The sequence below is a fragment of the Roseibium sp. FZY0029 genome, from assembly GCF_036350355.1.
In the GTDB taxonomy this organism is placed as follows: Bacteria; Pseudomonadota; Alphaproteobacteria; order Rhizobiales; family Stappiaceae; genus Roseibium.
On sequence record NZ_JAZDVZ010000005.1, the window covers coordinates 1 to 15307 of the forward strand.

Annotated in this window: 20 protein-coding genes; 8 read left to right on the forward strand and 12 right to left on the reverse strand. The window is 54.5% G+C overall.

Annotated features, from left to right (window positions below; genetic code table 11):
* Positions 1 to 52 precede the first annotated feature (52 nt).
* Together V1T76_RS14880 and V1T76_RS14885 are read right to left on the reverse strand one after the other, a co-directional pair.
* A complete protein-coding gene (locus V1T76_RS14880; RefSeq protein WP_330561460.1) occupies positions 53 to 238 on the reverse strand; it encodes an AAA family ATPase in 186 nt (61 codons plus the stop codon).
* 116 nt (positions 239 to 354) lie between these two features.
* A complete protein-coding gene (locus V1T76_RS14885; protein WP_330561461.1) occupies positions 355 to 987 on the reverse strand; it encodes a recombinase family protein in 633 nt (210 codons plus the stop codon).
* A 243-nt stretch (positions 988 to 1230) separates the two neighbouring features.
* Here V1T76_RS14885 and V1T76_RS14890 point away from each other — a divergent pair, with 243 nt between their 5' ends.
* The 4 genes from V1T76_RS14890 (at position 1231) to V1T76_RS14905 (ending at position 3616) form a co-directional block, all read left to right on the forward strand.
* Positions 1231 to 1629: a DUF995 domain-containing protein gene (locus tag V1T76_RS14890; protein WP_330561462.1), complete on the forward strand. Its 399-nt coding sequence runs from the start codon at positions 1231 to 1233 to the stop codon at positions 1627 to 1629.
* A 13-nt stretch (positions 1630 to 1642) separates the two neighbouring features.
* Positions 1643 to 2428 carry a hypothetical protein gene (locus V1T76_RS14895; RefSeq protein WP_330561463.1) on the forward strand — a complete coding sequence of 262 codons (786 nt, stop codon included), beginning with the start codon at positions 1643 to 1645 and terminating at the stop codon, positions 2426 to 2428.
* A 238-nt stretch (positions 2429 to 2666) separates the two neighbouring features.
* On the forward strand, positions 2667 to 3176 hold the full coding sequence (locus V1T76_RS14900; protein WP_330561464.1) for an antirestriction protein ArdA: 510 nt from the start codon (positions 2667 to 2669) through the stop codon (positions 3174 to 3176).
* 11 nt (positions 3177 to 3187) lie between these two features.
* Complete coding sequence (locus V1T76_RS14905; protein ID WP_330561465.1) at positions 3188 to 3616, forward strand: hypothetical protein; 429 nt, start codon at positions 3188 to 3190, stop codon at positions 3614 to 3616.
* 16 nt (positions 3617 to 3632) lie between these two features.
* Here the strand turns inward: V1T76_RS14905 and V1T76_RS14910 are convergent, their stop codons facing one another.
* From V1T76_RS14910 to V1T76_RS14950, 9 genes are all read right to left on the reverse strand, one after another.
* Positions 3633 to 3929 carry a type II toxin-antitoxin system RelE/ParE family toxin gene (locus tag V1T76_RS14910; RefSeq protein ID WP_330561466.1) on the reverse strand — a complete coding sequence of 99 codons (297 nt, stop codon included), beginning with the start codon at positions 3927 to 3929 and terminating at the stop codon, positions 3633 to 3635.
* Positions 3919 to 4179 carry a type II toxin-antitoxin system ParD family antitoxin gene (locus tag V1T76_RS14915; protein ID WP_330561467.1) on the reverse strand — a complete coding sequence of 87 codons (261 nt, stop codon included), beginning with the start codon at positions 4177 to 4179 and terminating at the stop codon, positions 3919 to 3921. The genes V1T76_RS14910 and V1T76_RS14915 overlap by 11 nt, the downstream gene beginning before the upstream one ends.
* Positions 4180 to 4245: 66 nt before the next feature.
* On the reverse strand, positions 4246 to 5568 hold the full coding sequence (locus tag V1T76_RS14920; RefSeq protein ID WP_330561468.1) for a DUF5677 domain-containing protein: 1323 nt from the start codon (positions 5566 to 5568) through the stop codon (positions 4246 to 4248).
* The gene (locus V1T76_RS14925; RefSeq protein ID WP_330561469.1) at positions 5496 to 5732 is read right to left on the reverse strand and encodes a hypothetical protein; all 237 of its coding nucleotides are present in this window, start codon (positions 5730 to 5732) and stop codon (positions 5496 to 5498) included. Before V1T76_RS14925 ends, V1T76_RS14920 begins: the two co-directional genes overlap by 73 nt.
* A gap of 130 nt (positions 5733 to 5862) precedes the next feature.
* Entirely contained in the window at positions 5863 to 6405 is a 543-nt protein-coding gene (locus V1T76_RS14930) for a DUF7678 domain-containing protein (RefSeq protein ID WP_330561470.1), read from the reverse strand.
* Positions 6402 to 6683, reverse strand: a complete 282-nt coding sequence (locus V1T76_RS14935; protein WP_330561471.1) for a hypothetical protein — start codon at positions 6681 to 6683, stop codon at positions 6402 to 6404. The genes V1T76_RS14930 and V1T76_RS14935 overlap by 4 nt, the downstream gene beginning before the upstream one ends.
* A 58-nt stretch (positions 6684 to 6741) precedes the next feature.
* Entirely contained in the window at positions 6742 to 8586 is a 1845-nt protein-coding gene (locus V1T76_RS14940; RefSeq protein ID WP_330561472.1) for a type IV secretory system conjugative DNA transfer family protein, read from the reverse strand.
* Between the two features lie 29 nt (positions 8587 to 8615).
* Positions 8616 to 9899: a relaxase/mobilization nuclease domain-containing protein gene (locus V1T76_RS14945; RefSeq protein ID WP_330561473.1), complete on the reverse strand. Its 1284-nt coding sequence runs from the start codon at positions 9897 to 9899 to the stop codon at positions 8616 to 8618.
* A 4-nt stretch (positions 9900 to 9903) separates the two neighbouring features.
* Positions 9904 to 10338, reverse strand: a complete 435-nt coding sequence (locus tag V1T76_RS14950) for a hypothetical protein (protein ID WP_330561474.1) — start codon at positions 10336 to 10338, stop codon at positions 9904 to 9906.
* Positions 10339 to 10662: 324 nt separating this feature from the next.
* Between V1T76_RS14950 and V1T76_RS14955 the strand changes: the two genes are divergently transcribed.
* The 3 genes from V1T76_RS14955 (at position 10663) to mgtE (ending at position 13384) form a co-directional block, all read left to right on the forward strand.
* Positions 10663 to 11259 carry a hypothetical protein gene (locus V1T76_RS14955; protein ID WP_330561475.1) on the forward strand — a complete coding sequence of 199 codons (597 nt, stop codon included), beginning with the start codon at positions 10663 to 10665 and terminating at the stop codon, positions 11257 to 11259.
* A gap of 199 nt (positions 11260 to 11458) precedes the next feature.
* Entirely contained in the window at positions 11459 to 11794 is a 336-nt protein-coding gene (locus tag V1T76_RS14960; RefSeq protein WP_330561476.1) for a hypothetical protein, read from the forward strand.
* 174 nt (positions 11795 to 11968) lie between these two features.
* Positions 11969 to 13384: a magnesium transporter gene (gene mgtE, locus V1T76_RS14965; protein WP_330561477.1), complete on the forward strand. Its 1416-nt coding sequence runs from the start codon at positions 11969 to 11971 to the stop codon at positions 13382 to 13384.
* 356 nt (positions 13385 to 13740) lie between these two features.
* Here the strand turns inward: mgtE and V1T76_RS14970 are convergent, their stop codons facing one another.
* Entirely contained in the window at positions 13741 to 14544 is an 804-nt protein-coding gene (locus V1T76_RS14970; protein ID WP_330561478.1) for a MarR family winged helix-turn-helix transcriptional regulator, read from the reverse strand.
* Between the two features lie 149 nt (positions 14545 to 14693).
* On the opposite strand from V1T76_RS14970, the gene V1T76_RS14975 reads away from it, so the two are divergent.
* Positions 14694 to 15119: an organic hydroperoxide resistance protein gene (locus V1T76_RS14975; protein WP_330561479.1), complete on the forward strand. Its 426-nt coding sequence runs from the start codon at positions 14694 to 14696 to the stop codon at positions 15117 to 15119.
* Positions 15120 to 15307 lie beyond the last annotated feature (188 nt).

Consider the following 15307-nt stretch of genomic DNA (forward strand, 5'->3'; position numbering starts at 1 on the left):
CTTAAATTGGGAACAGACTAACCTCAAAACGAGGAACTTTCAGGGGAGCAGGTCATTTGGCATTGAGTTCTCCGTTTTCCATTGAAGCAAACAAGCGCGATAGAGTGGTCTTACCCGAGCCGTTGAAGCCATAGATCAAATTAAATTTTCTTAGCTCTAGACTTGCCGCATTCGCAAGCCGATCTGCAAAGATACCCATCTTCTGCATCTTTTTCAGGTTGGTAATTTTAGAAGGCATCTATTCCGCCGAAGTATTGAAATAAGAATTCATATATTTGAATGATACCTTAAAGATATGGCGGCTTCAAATACAACTCTTACCTCTATAGCATTTGGGGGGCTTTTGACTGTGCGTTAGCCAGAGTGTTTTACATGGATGTTTGCAACATGCACTGAACAAGGCAATTTTATCGCCCGTGAAAGCGTCAGGGGAGCGACGCCGTAGGCTCGGGCGATGTGGGTGATGGTGTGCCGGCGCGATTTGATCTGCATGCGGGCGCATTCAATCTGTCCAGCGGTCAGTTTCCTCGGCCTACCAATATGCTTGCCACGGGCTTTGGCTGCGCGCATGCCTGCCTTAGTACGTTCACTGATTTGCTCACGTTCGAATTCCGCAAAGACGGCGAGTTGTCCGTATAGCATCCGACCAACAGCGGTGGTGGTGTCGATGCCTTGGGTGATTGCCTGGAAGTCGATACCCCGCTTTCTCAGATCATCCAGCATTTGCAGCAGATGGATCGTTGAGCGTCCCAGCCGATCCAGCTTCCAGACACAGAGGGTGTCATCAGGTTTGAGCGAGGCGAGTAGGTCTTCCAGCCCTTTGCGGGTTCGGATGGCACCCGAAACCCCATGATCGCCATAGATCACATTACACCCAGCCAGTTTCAGGGCGTCGATCTGCAAATCTTCGGTCTGTTCGCGGTCGGAGACACGGACATAACCGATTTTTCTGCCCTTGTTTTTTGTTGCTGACACTTCCTGTCTCATCGCTGAAATCCTAGCGTTTCCAGCCGCTTGTGCAACGCGCCTGCATGCACGCGCAACCCATCAAAAGGGTTCGTTTTTGAAAGCGTTGATAGACAAGGCTTTGGCGACAGAGCGGGTGTCAATGAATCAAGCCCTTAGCCCAAAAGCAAGACAGAAAAACCGAATTATGATAATAAAAACAAAAGGGAAGCCTTTTGATAGGTCGGCTCCGGCGATGGTCAGTTCATTGATCGGAGACTTATCATGCGTCATGGAATTCTTACCCTTTTAACCGTCAGTGCCGTGACGGTCGGGCTTGCAGCCTGCAATACCACTACATCAAGCAGTTCCGGTAACGGATCAGCAGAACAAGCTTCAACCAACACGCAGACAACTGCCAAGCGGGTGCGTTTGTCGCGCGCCGAAATCATCCGCCTTTATACTGGCAAGACCACGCGCGCATCGGACCACTCCATAACCTATAAGCCAGACGGAACGTGGGTGAGCGATAGCGGTACCACAGGTCGTTGGTCCGTCACGTCCGATGGAACGCTGGTCTTGACGGGCGGACTCAATCTGCGTTTGCAGGTGTTCCGCGACGGGAACCGCTTCTATCATCGCAATGCCCGCTCGGGTGCTGGCGGTTACTACACTCTCGGATAGGAAGGACAGCACAATGCGCATGACAATGCAGCGGGCGGTGGTCCTGTCCTGCCTGATGGTGACTTGCGAAAACGCAGGAGCGGAGGAGTTTGCATCCTCCTTTGCGGGGCTCGGCTTTGATGTTGACGGCGTCCGCCTTGATCTGTCAGCGGAAGACAGTCTCAAAGGCATCGACCCGAAGTACCGTCTCAAGATCGGCAAATGGCGGGATAGCCAAGGCAATGCTGTCCGCGAGGATATCGGACAGCAGAATTACGCGAAGGGCAATATCAGGGACGTTCGGGAAGAAGTCTCGATATCGGTGACGCCTTGGCATACGGGCAATTTGATTGAGCGGCTTGTACGCAAAGTGGCGATCAAACCCGAAGCGAAGATGCCGACGATTGATGATTTCGTGGCGGCGACGAAAGCCAAATACGGTGAGCCCGCCCAGACCCTTAATAAGGGTATCGGTGGGCTGAGGGCTGTCCAACTCGTGTACTTCGTAAAAGACGGCAAGGTTGCCAATGTCCCTTGCTTTGATCCCGAAGAGAGATGGAACCAAATCCGTGCGTCTGATGCCGAGCGGATCACGACCATTCAGAGGCATTTGGACAGTGTGAACAGCAGCCATTGTGATGCGGTGCTGTCCATCTTTTATACGGGCTATTTCCGCAATCCCGAGCGGGTCTCACATTACGGTGCCTATGCCCGTGATTTCCGATTGGAGTTCGAGAGCTTTCTGGCGGATGTGAAAGAAAAGCAGGCGGCGACTGAAGCACGGCAAGCCGCAACGCCGAAAGTTGCCCCCGAACTGTAACAAGTCCCATAGGGGATTTGATAAGGCTCCGTTCCCTTGGAACGGGGTCTTTTTTGTTTGTGACGGGGAAGCCTAGAGGCTCTGCCTCTTATCTCCCCGAAAGGACAATAAACACCGACCGTGGCTCATTGCATTGCGCCCGCACCACTCGGCATTGATTGTCCTTTACCCCTCCCATCTCCGTCCTCGGCCGGAAGCAGGGTTGCAGGAGCGCAACCCACTTTCAAAGGAGGACAAAATGACAGTGACCTTTTACGCCCAGCCCTACGATATCAGTGCGACAGGGTTCTATTTTACCGACGAACAAAGCTATCGCGAGAACATCACAGGCAGGGTCAACGCCTATGGCCAGACTGTCGAAGAGTTCGAGATTCAGTTCATCAATGGCTTTGTGCTGGACAGCAAGCTTGCCCGTGCCATTGAGCCGAGCCAGTGCAACATCATTGCCATGATGAAAGCGATGGAAACATGGACGGAAGAGCAAAAGCTGAAAGTGATCATCGCCGTTGGTGAAGGCGGGGCGTCTTTTGATATCATGGCCGATGATCCCGATGATATCGAGATTGATCTTTACAGCGATATGACGTTGGAGGATTTGGCGTATCAGTTTGTCGATGAAGGATTGTTTGGCGAGATTCCCGAACGGCTATCCTTCTATCTGGATTATCAGGCTATCGCTCGCGATCTCGGACATGATTACGCCGAGATCAGCATCTGTGGTGACCACTACGTCTATCGGCTGGCGTGAGGGAGGATGCAATGAAACAGCGATCCCAACTCTCATACCGCGATTACGGCACTGGCCACCCTTGGTATTATTTCCTCGGCGGTGCCATCCTCAGTCCGAAGGTCATCAAAGCGATGACCAAAGCATCGGGATATAAAGGCTACCTGCGTGATGAAATCGCCGATGCTGACAGTAAGGCGGAACCCGCACGAAGCACGGCCTTGCGCACACTACGCTCAAAGGCCGTGCAAGACTTGCACGCCGATCTGTCAGGCTATCGGCACTCAGCTTTGCGCCTGCATCTCTATCGGAAAGATAATCGAGTCTCCGACGATGCCCACAGCAGTTCCGATGTGCATACGGCCATCAGTCTCAAGCATAACCATCTGGTCAATGATTTTGCCCACCTGATCACGATTGACGATCTGCTGGACAGGCAGGGGGATTTGTTTGGATTTTAGGTGGTTGGTCATCCGCCTATTCGGCAGGATTGTGTTTCCAGTCTTCACGGCCATGCCGAACACGGATGATCAGAACGTCATTTTTTGCATCGACCGTATAGATGACGATATGTGATCCGAACGGATGGATATGAACGGGCGGATCAATCTCCTGCCTCTCCCGTGCAATGCGGGGATTGCTCGAAATCAAATCGAAGGTGGCTTCCATCTCCGCATGATATTTCTCGGCCTGGGCGACACCAAATCCGCTCACACCTTCAATATAGATGTTTGCAATATCCTCAGCCGCTTTGCGGGAAACTTTATACGCCATCCGAAGAGGGGGCGCTTCCTGCCTGCGCGCGTGCGGCTTTCAAAATATCGGCCATCGACTGATCGCTGACACCGCTCTCAATGCCTTCTGATACCAGCTTTTGAATGTGCGCGATTTTATCAGCGCGCTCCTGATCACGGCGGATCAGATCGCGGACATAATCGCTTGCGTTTGCATATCGGCCTGTTGCTGTTTGCGCTTCTACCCAGTCTTTCATTGGATCAGGCAGGGATACGTTCATCGTTGCCATATCGTTTTCTCCTTACTATTATTATGGCAGAAATTGGCAAAGATTGTCAATTTTTGATTGATGATGTTAACTGGAACGCTGAATTTTCATTTCGTCGCGTTCCAGCTTGCGAGCTGCTTTCACGAACTCAGTCTCAATTTCATCTCTTAACTTAACAATAGCTGCAACATGGAGTTGGTCTGCCATTCGATTTAGGTTTCCGAACAACAGTCCGGTGAATTGCACGAGCGTATAGGCGGTATTGATAGCTGGCATTTGCAAACCAGCATTACTCGCTCCTGCGATAGGTATTGTACCTTCACCCAAGATTCCTAGACCCGAAACTAAGCCAGCCACTCCGGCATGAACTCTATAGCTGGCCATCTTGTAATTAGGAGGAAGCTCAGGCAATCCGACCGATATTTCTAAATCTTGAAAAGTGGGTTTCTTTTTATTCAGTGTTTCCGCAGCCCACCCGTAGGGAGAGGCAAAACTGTTTCCATATAGGTTAATGACTTCGGCGAAATTATCATTGACGACTTTTACGTGATCAGGATCTATATCTTCAGATCCACTGTGGCGAATTTCGTTATCCATCTCCCGTTTTGTGGTGACATGTTCGTGATCTAGGTACTTTACTGCAATCTCGTCACCAAATTTCTCTACAAGTCCTGCAACTATGCGTAATTCGTAAAGCGTTCTCCAGCGCGCCATTGCACCATCTGCATACCCGTTTTCTATTAGCGTAATAATTTCCGCTGTAGTCTGTGCGGCGCGAAGATGAAGCATGAGGAGAACTTCGCGCTTTCGAATATTTTTCTTGGCCTTCGAACGAAGCAACGCGTCGAGTTTCAACTGTCCAATTTGGAGTGTCTCGGATAACAAGAGGCGTAAAAGATTTAGTCCTTTGCCCCATCTTAGTTCTAAGTTGTCCTTAAATATCTGGTGCTGACCACGTTCCCAGATATGGTATTGAGGCCATTCTTTTTTTGCTGTTTTGAGTTGATTTGATGCAATTTCACTAACAGTGGAAGTTAGAATATCTGGCAAATCATCCTTTAAAAAAGATTTGACGCTTTTTTCAATGTCTTCGGTGTCTTTTTCTGTGAAAGTAAGATCTATTGATTTGTGAGCGTTTGATCCGTCGTCCCAGTTGAAGTCACCTTTGCCACCACTTAACAGGTGTTTCGATAGTGCCTCTGCAATTTCAGTTACATTTTTTGTAACGCCAGCGTCTTCAATCTTTTTCTCAATTTTCTTTACTAGAAACACTCTAGGCAAATCTTTTAGTTGCTCGTGCAACAGATTGCTTAAGAATTTTTCCATGTGGTCAGCCCTCAGATAATCTTGAGCCAGTTGGGCAACGGGTGATTGTTTTTCTGACGCTCGGTCATATCCCAATACAGCCATTCCATCAGGTTTTCCGATAGGGTCTTATCATCGCGGTACATGTCGCATTTCTTGATCCATGCTTCCATGTCCTCGCCCTGATCACTCGCGACCCAATCGACGTAACGCCAATAGCTGGTGGGTAAAACAACGCGCTCTTCAACGTCGAAGGCGTTTTTTACCATCCGCCCTTCGGACTCGGTTCCACTTAGTTTGGGTTGTTGGTCTAGGTATTTTTCGAAATTATATTGATCCATAAAGCAGAATAGCAGGACGATGGCTCGCCCTGCTATTTGAACATATTCCTAAAGCTGTCTACCGCTCGTGCCCCTGATCCTTTTCGGGCGATTGCGTGACAAGGGGTTTGAACTCTCGCCCAGGCGGGTCAAACACCTCGCGCACTTTCTCGACAGCTTGCATGTCACGCGCATTTTTAGGCTCGACGTTCCAGCCACGGTCGAAGTTGGCAACAGGGGTTTTGTCCCGATACATCACCAGACGCTCGATCTTGCCGTTTTCCAGATTGCGCTCGGACGGCAAGTCCGAGAGCTTCACTGAAAACTGATAGCCCCGCATGGTGACGATCCCGCCATGCGTCCAGCCTTCCTGTTCGGGATGATCTTTCATCAGATCAGGCATGGCCTTCTGGCTTTCGGGTGTCATGAGGCCAACCTTGGTTCCGCTCGCGCCACGAGGCGCAGTGTTGCGCGTGCCTCCTAGCGCGTATTGCGGTGGTTTGGGGGCATGGCCCGTGTCGCCCTTATCGTGGATGTTATCCAGCTTCTGGGCCTTTTCGCTCTTCTCTTTGGCTTTGTTTGCCACGCCGTCATTGAACGGCTTTTTCGGGTGATCGGTCATGTGTTCGGTCCTCTCAACAAGCCTGCAATGGTGGTGTGATTGTCTTTGCCATCCAGATCGTCGGGATAGCGGGGCGGATAGCGCAGATCGAAAAGGCCATGGATGGCAGTGGTGATGCCGCGCCTCGCAAAGAAGCGCACCAAATCCATCGACCCGTCGGTCTCACGGATGGCGGTGTCATCAAGTGCGATGGGCAGGCCACCAAGACGGGCAGCGCGGCACAAGGTTGGAAGATCGAGTTCGATGTTCAGAATTTCACGGTGATCGTGTTGACGCATGATCATCTCCAGGATGGATTGGAACGGGGAGCGAGGGGCATGCGCCCCTCGCGAGGTCTCAGGCGTTGTCCTTGGCGTAGAGATTGACGCCACGGTCTTTCAGTTCGGGGTCTTCAAACCACGGCACCTTGTTCGCCATGATCGGGTTCATGTTCCCGATCAGGAGCAATTGGCGATCTGACGGCATGCGCATCAGCTCATCCGGATAGGCGAGCTTGCGCTGCGTTCCGGTGGCCGTGTCCGTGGTTGTTGTGGTGTCTGACTCCGAGGTCTCTTTGCCACGCGTGATGCCGAATGCTCGGGCAATCGCCGTCGAGAAATTCCAGACTGTAGTCTCGCCACACAGCTTTGAGAAATACTCAGCCGTGAAGCTGTCCCGTGACCCGAAATATTGCAGCACACCGGCATTGGCGACGAAGGTTTCCCAACCATCACCATAGATGCGACGGAGCTGGCTCATGTCCTGGGCGATGCCGTGGATCTGAAGGCCGTACCCTGCCATCAGCCCGAAGGCTTGCTCGATCATCGAGAGCCGGCCAAGAGCAGGCATCTCGTCCAGAATGAACAGTACCGACTTGTCAAGCTTCTGCTCGATGTTCCGCGCGTTGACCGTCAACGCCTGCTGGATCAGGAGGCGCAACAACCGCCCATAGGCTTCAAGCCGGTCAGATGGGAGAACCAGATAGATGGTCATCGGCTTGGTCTTCAGATCAGCAAAGCTGAAGTCGGAACGAGACAGACTTTCCCGCACGCGCGCCGAATCCAGAAACGCAGTCTGGGCTTGCATTGACGCAAGGATGTTGGAGAGCAGCTTCGGGTCCTTCTGCAACATGGAGGCCCCCGTCGCCCGCACCTTGTGATGCGGTGATTTGATCATCCGCTTGAAGAGGGCCTGCAGATCGTCGCCATCGAGCATCAACAGGTCGCGCACACGACCGAGATTCCGCTGACCTTCTTCGGCAGGATCGGTTGCGACATAAAGGATCAGGCCGTCCAGTGTTGCCTTGGATGAATTATCGAAGAACGGTTCGCTCTTGCTTTCCATCATGATGATTGCATCAGCCAGCAGGAGCGAGTTCTCGCCGATATCGACGTCTCCTGGCACCAACCAATCAAGAGGGTTGAAGCATGCCGTCTCAAGGCCAGTGATGCCCCAAGGGTCAAAGGTATAAACCTCTTGCCCCATTTCCTTGCGGTGCCCTGCTGTGATCATAGAGTTTTCTCCCTTGGGATCGATGACCACGACGGAACTTTCACGCGTGAGCAGGTTCGGAATGATCGTGCAGGTGCCTTTGCCCGAGCGGTTCGGCGCAACGGTGAGCATATGCCGGTCATCGACGTAGGAGAGCGGTTCAAGACCGTTTGCACTTGTGGACGTAAAACCCAGACGGAAGCCTTGAGCGGTGACGATGCCTGCCAGCATCATCTCGCGGGTTGTCGCCCAACAAGCAGAGCCAAAGGTGGTTGGACGTTCTGTGATCCGCTCGACCACACCGCGGAACCAGTAGCCAAGGCCAGCAGCAAACGCGATGACGGAGCATAAGGTCGAACTGCTCCAGCCGAGCGACCCGTGATCGAAGATCAGGAGGAAGCTGAGCAGACCAAGCAGCAGGCCCGCAAGAACACTGCGCAGTTCCTTATGCTGGCCGGATAGAAACCAGCCAATCCCAAAACCGCTCAGTCCCGAGAGAAGGACGAACCCCACACGGTAGGGTGTTGCATCGACATAGACGCTATTGCGCCAGACGATCATGGATTCCAGAAACGCGCCGTCTGTCACGTTCAATAGCAAGACAGTGAGAAGCGCGCTCGCGACAAAGAGGATGCGGGGACTGATGCCCCCATTCCCGAGATTGCGGAGCCGATCAATCGGCTCCAGGTTCGAGGAGGTATGCTCTGACATGATTGATCCTTTCCAGGATTGCTTGATGGTTAGAGGGTGAGGTTGAGATCAGACCGGCTTCGACTTTGTTGCCGTGTCTGGTCCTGCATCCGCTCGATCTGGTCGCTCATGCGCATGGCCTGGGCGATATCGCGGGTGAGGATTTGGCGATCTTTGATGTGCTTGCGACGAAGCTTTTGGATGTCGGCTTGGAGTTTGCGGCGCTCGATCATCTGGGCTTTGATCAGCTCGTCGCGTTGCCGTTGGTGACGCATGGCAGCGTCCCAGGCTTCTTTCTCGTTCTGCCGTTGAACCTTGAGACGATTGCCCGACACACGATCCCAGAGACCGCGTAGCCCTTTCGACATGCGGGCATTGCGCGCGCGTGTTTCTTCCCGCTCGCGCTGTCTTTGTTTGGACTTGAGGGAGAGACGTTCGGCGCGATGCGCCTGCTTCATCCGTTGCCGTTCTACGGCAAGTGGAGCCATGTCCTGATCATGCTTGGCATCGACCTGGCCGATATAGGTCTGGATATGATCGGTCAGCTTGTCCGCGATGATCTGTTTTGTTTGATCGGCGGGATCGAATGCCGAGGGATCACCAAGTTTGGCTTTGACCTCTTTGGTCTTGATCCCCAGCATGCGTGGGACGGAGAAAACCTCTCCGTGGATATCGACCGCAACGAAGCCGCGCCGATCACCACGAGCAAGAAAGTAGCCTTTATCCTCCAAAGCGTGCTTGAAGGCTTTGGCACTATCCGATCTGTTCCACGCATCCTGAAAGCTCTGTTTAATCTCGCGGGGATCGAGCTTCAGGCGTTTGGCTTGCTGCCATTCGGACAGGGTAAAGTTGAGGGGCGATTTCCCGCCATCTCGGCGCAAGCCGTCTGGCATCTCCCAGCCGTGGTCGAGATACAGCTCACGGGCGAGCCCCATCAGCCTGTTCTTGAAGTGGGGGAGGTTGATGGCCGTCATGGTGGCGGCATCAATCCGCGACCACACCACATGGGCATGCCGTCTGCCTTCTTTCTCGTGGAAGACAATGGCACGCGGTTGGCCGTCCAGACCGAGCACTTGTTCGGCGCGGTCTGCGGCGTCCTTCAAATCCTGCTCGGAGGCGAGAATCTCTTGCGGTGGGTTGAGGGAGAGCGAGAACAGGAATTGCTCGCACTTTGTGCCCTTCGAAATCGCATGGGCTTCGGCCAATGCGCCGTGCAGGTCGCGCGCCACAAAGCCACGCACTTCGAAAAGCGTGACATGATCATTGTCCCGATCATTCATCAGATGATCGGCGAGGTTCTTTGCACCGCTGCGCTGAGAGCCTTTGAGGATCATGGGATCAATCCTCGCAGGCTGCGACTTGGGCAAAGGTCTGTCGCAAGGACTGCGACAGTTCAGCCTCTTCAAACTGGAAACCAAGTGCCCGCATCAAAAGCAGGCGCATGGTCAAAATCTCTTCGCAGGCTTTTTGGACAGCGGCGGGAGCGTCATCGTCCCATTGCAGAACGCCTGTCTCTGCGGCCTTCGCCAGTCGATCCAGGCTTTCGACCAGACCGCTTGATCCAAGGCAGGCGAGAACCTGAGCCAAAGCAGTATGGTCTTTGACAGGAGCACGGGCACCGCGATGGCGGCTCTTTGCGCCATCGGCAAACAGGATAGTTTTGATATACGCCCCAACAGCCATCGCGCCCGCGCGGCGTTGCAGTTCCGCGCGTTCGTCGGCTGTCAGGCGAATCCCAAAAGTTTGGGTTTTGGATTTGGCTGAGTTGCTCATGGCCGAGGCCCTCGCAACTCATTGGCATAGGGCTTTAGGCACTCATGCCAGTCTTCTAAAACGGTGCAACATTCCTCGAAGGTTTGTCTTTCGAGGCGCACCATATTCGAAGCATTCCTACCGATGCTTCTTCAAAAAGGCTGCCCCTCAGGGCAGCCTTTTTGCTTTTGGGCGCGTGCCTGCAAAATACCTGATTGATCTGGGAAAATTCAGATATCGGCTTTTGGCGCAGGGTGCGATGTGCTTTTCTGCCCGGAACAGGCCTCAGGGTTCCACCAGCAGCAATAGGCTGGCACATTCATGCGAAATCGAAGGAAGCCGCACGTGTCCAATTTCCGTTCCCTCTTCAGTCTTGCCAATGCCGTGGTGCTGTCCTCGATTGTCCTGTCCGTGCCGGGTGAGGCGCAGGAGCAGCCGCAGCAGGAGGCGATGGTTCCGGCCGGCGCGATTGCCGGGGCGGTGACGTCTCCCGTCGATGGCGATATAAATCGCTTCCGTGCAGTCCTCGTGGAAACAGAGGAGGGCGGGGATCTCTACGTCTTTACGGACGCAGGAGACGGCTGGAAACAAGCTGCTCATACCAAGGACATGGTATGGCGTGGTGGCATGTACGGCCAGGAACCGTGGATGGAGGCGACCGAACATGGTTCGCTGAAAATCTATTCAGAAAATTCGGCTGTCGGACGCAATCGCTGGGAACAGATCCTGACGATCGCCTATCGCAATGGCGTCTTCCGGGTCGCAGGCTACACCTATTCCTACTACGACACGCTGGATCCGGATGCGAACGGGCAGTGCGACGTCAACCTTCTCACAGGCAAGGGGGTCTTGAACGGAAAGAGCTTCAAGACTTCTCTGAAAGCGTTGCCTGTCCAGGACTGGACGATGGACACCAAACCACCGGAATGCGAGGTGGAATGATCCTGACGCGAGAGCCAAAGGAGGTAGTCGCATGACCGAAATCGCAATGCGGGCAGGTGCAGTCCCCATGGTCCTGACCGGAAGTCTTTATTCGTTGGATCCGCGCTGCTCCCGTTCACTGAGCTGTTGCTGATGGATGCCCCTTTTTCCAGGAAACTGTCTGCCAATGCCTGAGACCCGGAGGCAAGGCGCCGATTGCATGCCATGGGCAAACCTGTGCCGGGTTGGATTTGTGGTGCTGGCCCTTCTATGCCCACCGGCTGCGGCGCTGGCGCAATCGCTTCATGTCAATCCGGCCGTTGATCCCGGACAGTTCGGCGCGATGACCTGCCAGCAGCTCTGGTACGTCGAACAGGAAGTGCTGGCAGCAGGCAGGGTCTGCCTTTCCAGCGAGCGGGCCCGCCGGGCCTTTCGCCGTGCGGAGCGCTGTATTTCGAGCGACGAGGATATCCTGCCACCGGACACCCGCGACTATCTCGGCCATTTGCGAAGCGTCGCAAGAGACAAAGGCTGTGAAGGCCCCAGGCTGCGCTGAAGGGGCGCTTGGCACACCTGTCGACGCCATGAGCAATTTCATATTGCGGGGTTAAGTCTGTGGACCGGTTTCGTTTTTCCGGTGGCGCTTTGTTGCGGCAAACGCTAGATCTTGTGGTGAGTGTCCGGTGCGTTTTGCCGGAAAGTTTCTGCGCGTTGTGAGGGGAGGCGCTTGATGAGTGAAGCATCCGAGCTTGATGTTGCCGCCTCTCCAGTCCCGGATATTCCGGTGCGCGACGAGGATGAGCATCTCAATCGCGACTTCATTGCAGCCGTTGAAGCGGCAATCGAAACAGGCGATCAGGACGGCCTGAGGCACCTTGCCGCCGATCTTCACGAGGCGGACACCGGGGACCTTCTCGAGACATTGCAACCCGAGGACCGGGCGTCGTTCATTCGGCTTCTGGGCGAGGATTTCGACTATACCGCCCTGACCGAGATCGACGAGGCGGTGCGTCTGCAGGTTCTGGAAGACCTGCCGACGGAAGTTATCGCCGAGGGTCTGGGCGAACTCGATTCGGACGATGCGGTCTACATTCTGGAAGACCTCGACGAGGACGACCAGGCCGCGATTCTGGAAGAGCTGCCCTATGCGGACAGAGCGCAGCTCCAGAAGGCGCTGGACTATCCGGAAGAAAGCGCCGGCCGGCGCATGCAGACCGAGTTTATCGCGGTCGCTCCGTTCTGGACCATAGGCCAGACCATCGACTACATGCGTGAGGCGCGCGATCTTCCGGACAGTTTTTACGAAATCTATGTTGTCGATCCGACCTTCAAGCTGCTGGGATCCGTGCATCTGGACAAGATCCTGCGCACCAAGCGGGACGAGAAGGTTACTTCCATCATGGAAGAAACCCGCCAGGCGGTGCTTGCAACGGAAGATCAGGAAGAGGTTGCTCGACGGTTCGAGCGCTACAACCTCGTCTCCTCGGCCGTTGTCGATGAGAACGATCGGCTCGTCGGTGTTCTGACGGTCGATGACATCGTTGACGTTATCCAGGAAGAGGCGGAAGAAGACCTGCGCGCGCTCGCCGGTGTCGGTGACGAAGAGATCTCCGATAACGTCATGACCATTGCCCGCTCGCGCCTGACCTGGCTGGTGGTCAACCTTTTCACCGCCGTGCTTGCCTCCGTGGTGATTGCGCTGTTCGAGGACACGATCGAAGCCATGGTGGCGCTTGCGGTGCTGATGCCGATCGTCGCTTCCATGGGGGGCAATGCAGGCACACAGACGATGACAGTTGCCGTGCGAGGTATTGCTACGCAGGAGTTGGGAGCACGCAATCTTTTGCGCATTCTCAACCGCGAAATCCTGGTGAGCGTCTTCAATGGCGTTGCCCTGGCCATCCTCATTGGTGTGACCGCCTGGCTGTGGTTTGGTAGTCCCGGGCTCGGCGTGGTCATTGGCGGAGCAATCGTGATCAATCTTCTTTTCGCGGGGCTTTCCGGCCTTTTGATCCCGATAGCGCTCGACAAGATGAACGTCGATCCGGCAATCGCCTCCAGCGTTTTTGTGACGACGGTGACCGATGTGGTCGGGTTCTTCGCCTTTTTGGGCATCGCTGCGCTGTGGTTCGGCCTGCCGTTTTAACCGCTATTTTTCGTCGCGCTCACATCACCCTTCTGCGTTTCGCCTTTCCGCAGGGCCTGGGGGGACATGGCTGGACTAAAGCTGCTTCCCGTCGAATGTGTTGAGCGGATATTCACGCGCGTCACTAGCGGCTTTTGAAATCACGTCCAGGTGCGAGCGACCGGACGGGAAAAAGGCAACTGCCAGCGTAGAAAATGCCAAATGCCGCCCGAGCAACGCTGGCAGGCGCAACACCAAAAATCACGCATTTGTCCTGGTGATAGTCAGAACAAGAGGGTTCGAGAGGTTCGCTGATACGGCGACTTCCCGAAGCCCGTCTCATGGCAATTCATTTCTGCCGGCGCCAAAGTCAGGCGTCACTCCAGGCCTGCCTCACGCAGATTGTCGCGCAGGCGCATGACCTTTTGCTGAAGATCCATAACCTCTTCCAGCTGCAGGCCTGTGGACGACAGAATGCAGGAGCCGAAATGCTCCGTTTTCTTCTGAAGAGCGCGGCCTTTGCGGGTGAGTTTCAGGATCACCTGACGCTCGTCCTTGATATTGCGTGTACGCGTGACCAGCCCCATGGCCTCAAGCCGCTTCAACAGCGGTGTCAGCGTGTTTGTGTCGAGCTGCAGTTTGGACGTGATTGCACCAACCGGAATGTTGTTTGTTTCCCAGAGCACGGTCATGGCCAGGAACTGCGGGTACGTAAGGCCGACTTCCTTGAGCAAGGCCTTGTAGACGCCATGCATCGCATGGTTGGCGGAATAAAGCGCAAAGCACAGGAAACGATCGAGCGGGAGGGCGCCTTCTGAAGCCTGCAGGCTGCCTTCATCGAAGTCCGTTTCACCTGAAACGGACGCGGACGGCCCGGCGCCGGCAGCTTCTGCCGCTTTGGCTTCCGGAGCCACGTCCGGGGTGTTCTTTGCGTTGGGCTTTTCTTGGTGGATCGGCGCTTCGGCGACAGCAGCAACAATTTCTGCTTCGCGCGCATCATCACCTTCAGCGCCAGAGGCCGTTTCTGCTTCTGCCTCAGGCTTGGCAGCGGCCTTCTTGCGTTGTTTCTTCTCAGACTTTCCAGCTTTTGCCGGCTTGTCTTTTTTCTGTTTTTCGGTCGCTTCCGGCGCGGAAAATCCAATCGCGTCCAGCAGGGACATCTGGTCAGTGGTCTCGCTCATTCGCCCCTTATAAATCGTGCGCGATATGGTCGCAACATGTTGACGATTTGCTGGTGTGCGTATATGTGGGTAATTTATGTCGCGCACGATAAAAGGCGATGCGATATAAATGAATGAAATACGCTTACAGGTAAAGAAGGAGCCATCAGATGGCTGTCGACGTGAAATATGAAACCAGTGCCAAGGCAACCGGTGGCCGCGACGGTGCGGCGGAAACCCTGAGCGGGTCCTTCAAGGTCAAGCTGGCAACCCCCAAGGAACTCGGTGGTGCGGGCGGCGAAGGCAATAACCCGGAAGAACTGTTCGCAGCCGGTTATGCGGCCTGCTTTATCGGTGCGATGAAGTTCGTCGGTGGACAGGAGAAAATCTCGGTCCCGGCAGATACGTCCATCACTTCGACGGTCGGTATCGGACCGCGCTCCGAGGGCGGTTTCGGTCTTACAGTTGCACTGGAAGTTTCTGTTCCGGGTATGGACAAGGCTGTGGCTGAAGACCTTGTTGCCAAGGCCCACCAGGTATGCCCCTATTCCAACGCAACCCGGAACAATATCGACGTCAAATTGACGGTCGCCTGATGCTGAAAGTCCGGTTCTGTCGCTTGCGGCGGAACCGGACTTCCTTTTTCAGGGGCAATTTTTCAGGGAGGCCGATTTGAATGGCCTTCCGGTGTTTTTTACTGACACCGACGGGATCCAAAAGCTATTTGCCCTCGGCTCAGACTGCGCAAGCCTTCCGATATTTCTTTTCCGCGACGAGAGCTTCG

Coding starts and splice junctions, on each gene's coding strand:
- V1T76_RS14880 (WP_330561460.1), bottom strand. CDS start 238: ATGCCTTCTAAAATTACCAACCTGAAAAAGATGCAGAAGATGGGTATC.
- V1T76_RS14885 (WP_330561461.1), bottom strand. CDS start 987: ATGAGACAGGAAGTGTCAGCAACAAAAAACAAGGGCAGAAAAATCGGT.
- V1T76_RS14890 (WP_330561462.1), top strand. CDS start 1,231: ATGCGTCATGGAATTCTTACCCTTTTAACCGTCAGTGCCGTGACGGTC.
- V1T76_RS14895 (WP_330561463.1), top strand. CDS start 1,643: ATGCGCATGACAATGCAGCGGGCGGTGGTCCTGTCCTGCCTGATGGTG.
- V1T76_RS14900 (WP_330561464.1), top strand. CDS start 2,667: ATGACAGTGACCTTTTACGCCCAGCCCTACGATATCAGTGCGACAGGG.
- V1T76_RS14905 (WP_330561465.1), top strand. CDS start 3,188: ATGAAACAGCGATCCCAACTCTCATACCGCGATTACGGCACTGGCCAC.
- V1T76_RS14910 (WP_330561466.1), bottom strand. CDS start 3,929: ATGGCGTATAAAGTTTCCCGCAAAGCGGCTGAGGATATTGCAAACATC.
- V1T76_RS14915 (WP_330561467.1), bottom strand. CDS start 4,179: ATGGCAACGATGAACGTATCCCTGCCTGATCCAATGAAAGACTGGGTA.
- V1T76_RS14920 (WP_330561468.1), bottom strand. CDS start 5,568: ATGGCTGTATTGGGATATGACCGAGCGTCAGAAAAACAATCACCCGTT.
- V1T76_RS14925 (WP_330561469.1), bottom strand. CDS start 5,732: ATGGTAAAAAACGCCTTCGACGTTGAAGAGCGCGTTGTTTTACCCACC.
- V1T76_RS14930 (WP_330561470.1), bottom strand. CDS start 6,405: ATGACCGATCACCCGAAAAAGCCGTTCAATGACGGCGTGGCAAACAAA.
- V1T76_RS14935 (WP_330561471.1), bottom strand. CDS start 6,683: ATGCGTCAACACGATCACCGTGAAATTCTGAACATCGAACTCGATCTT.
- V1T76_RS14940 (WP_330561472.1), bottom strand. CDS start 8,586: ATGTCAGAGCATACCTCCTCGAACCTGGAGCCGATTGATCGGCTCCGC.
- V1T76_RS14945 (WP_330561473.1), bottom strand. CDS start 9,899: ATGATCCTCAAAGGCTCTCAGCGCAGCGGTGCAAAGAACCTCGCCGAT.
- V1T76_RS14950 (WP_330561474.1), bottom strand. CDS start 10,338: ATGAGCAACTCAGCCAAATCCAAAACCCAAACTTTTGGGATTCGCCTG.
- V1T76_RS14960 (WP_330561476.1), top strand. CDS start 11,459: ATGCCATGGGCAAACCTGTGCCGGGTTGGATTTGTGGTGCTGGCCCTT.
- mgtE (WP_330561477.1), top strand. CDS start 11,969: ATGAGTGAAGCATCCGAGCTTGATGTTGCCGCCTCTCCAGTCCCGGAT.
- V1T76_RS14970 (WP_330561478.1), bottom strand. CDS start 14,544: ATGAGCGAGACCACTGACCAGATGTCCCTGCTGGACGCGATTGGATTT.
- V1T76_RS14975 (WP_330561479.1), top strand. CDS start 14,694: ATGGCTGTCGACGTGAAATATGAAACCAGTGCCAAGGCAACCGGTGGC.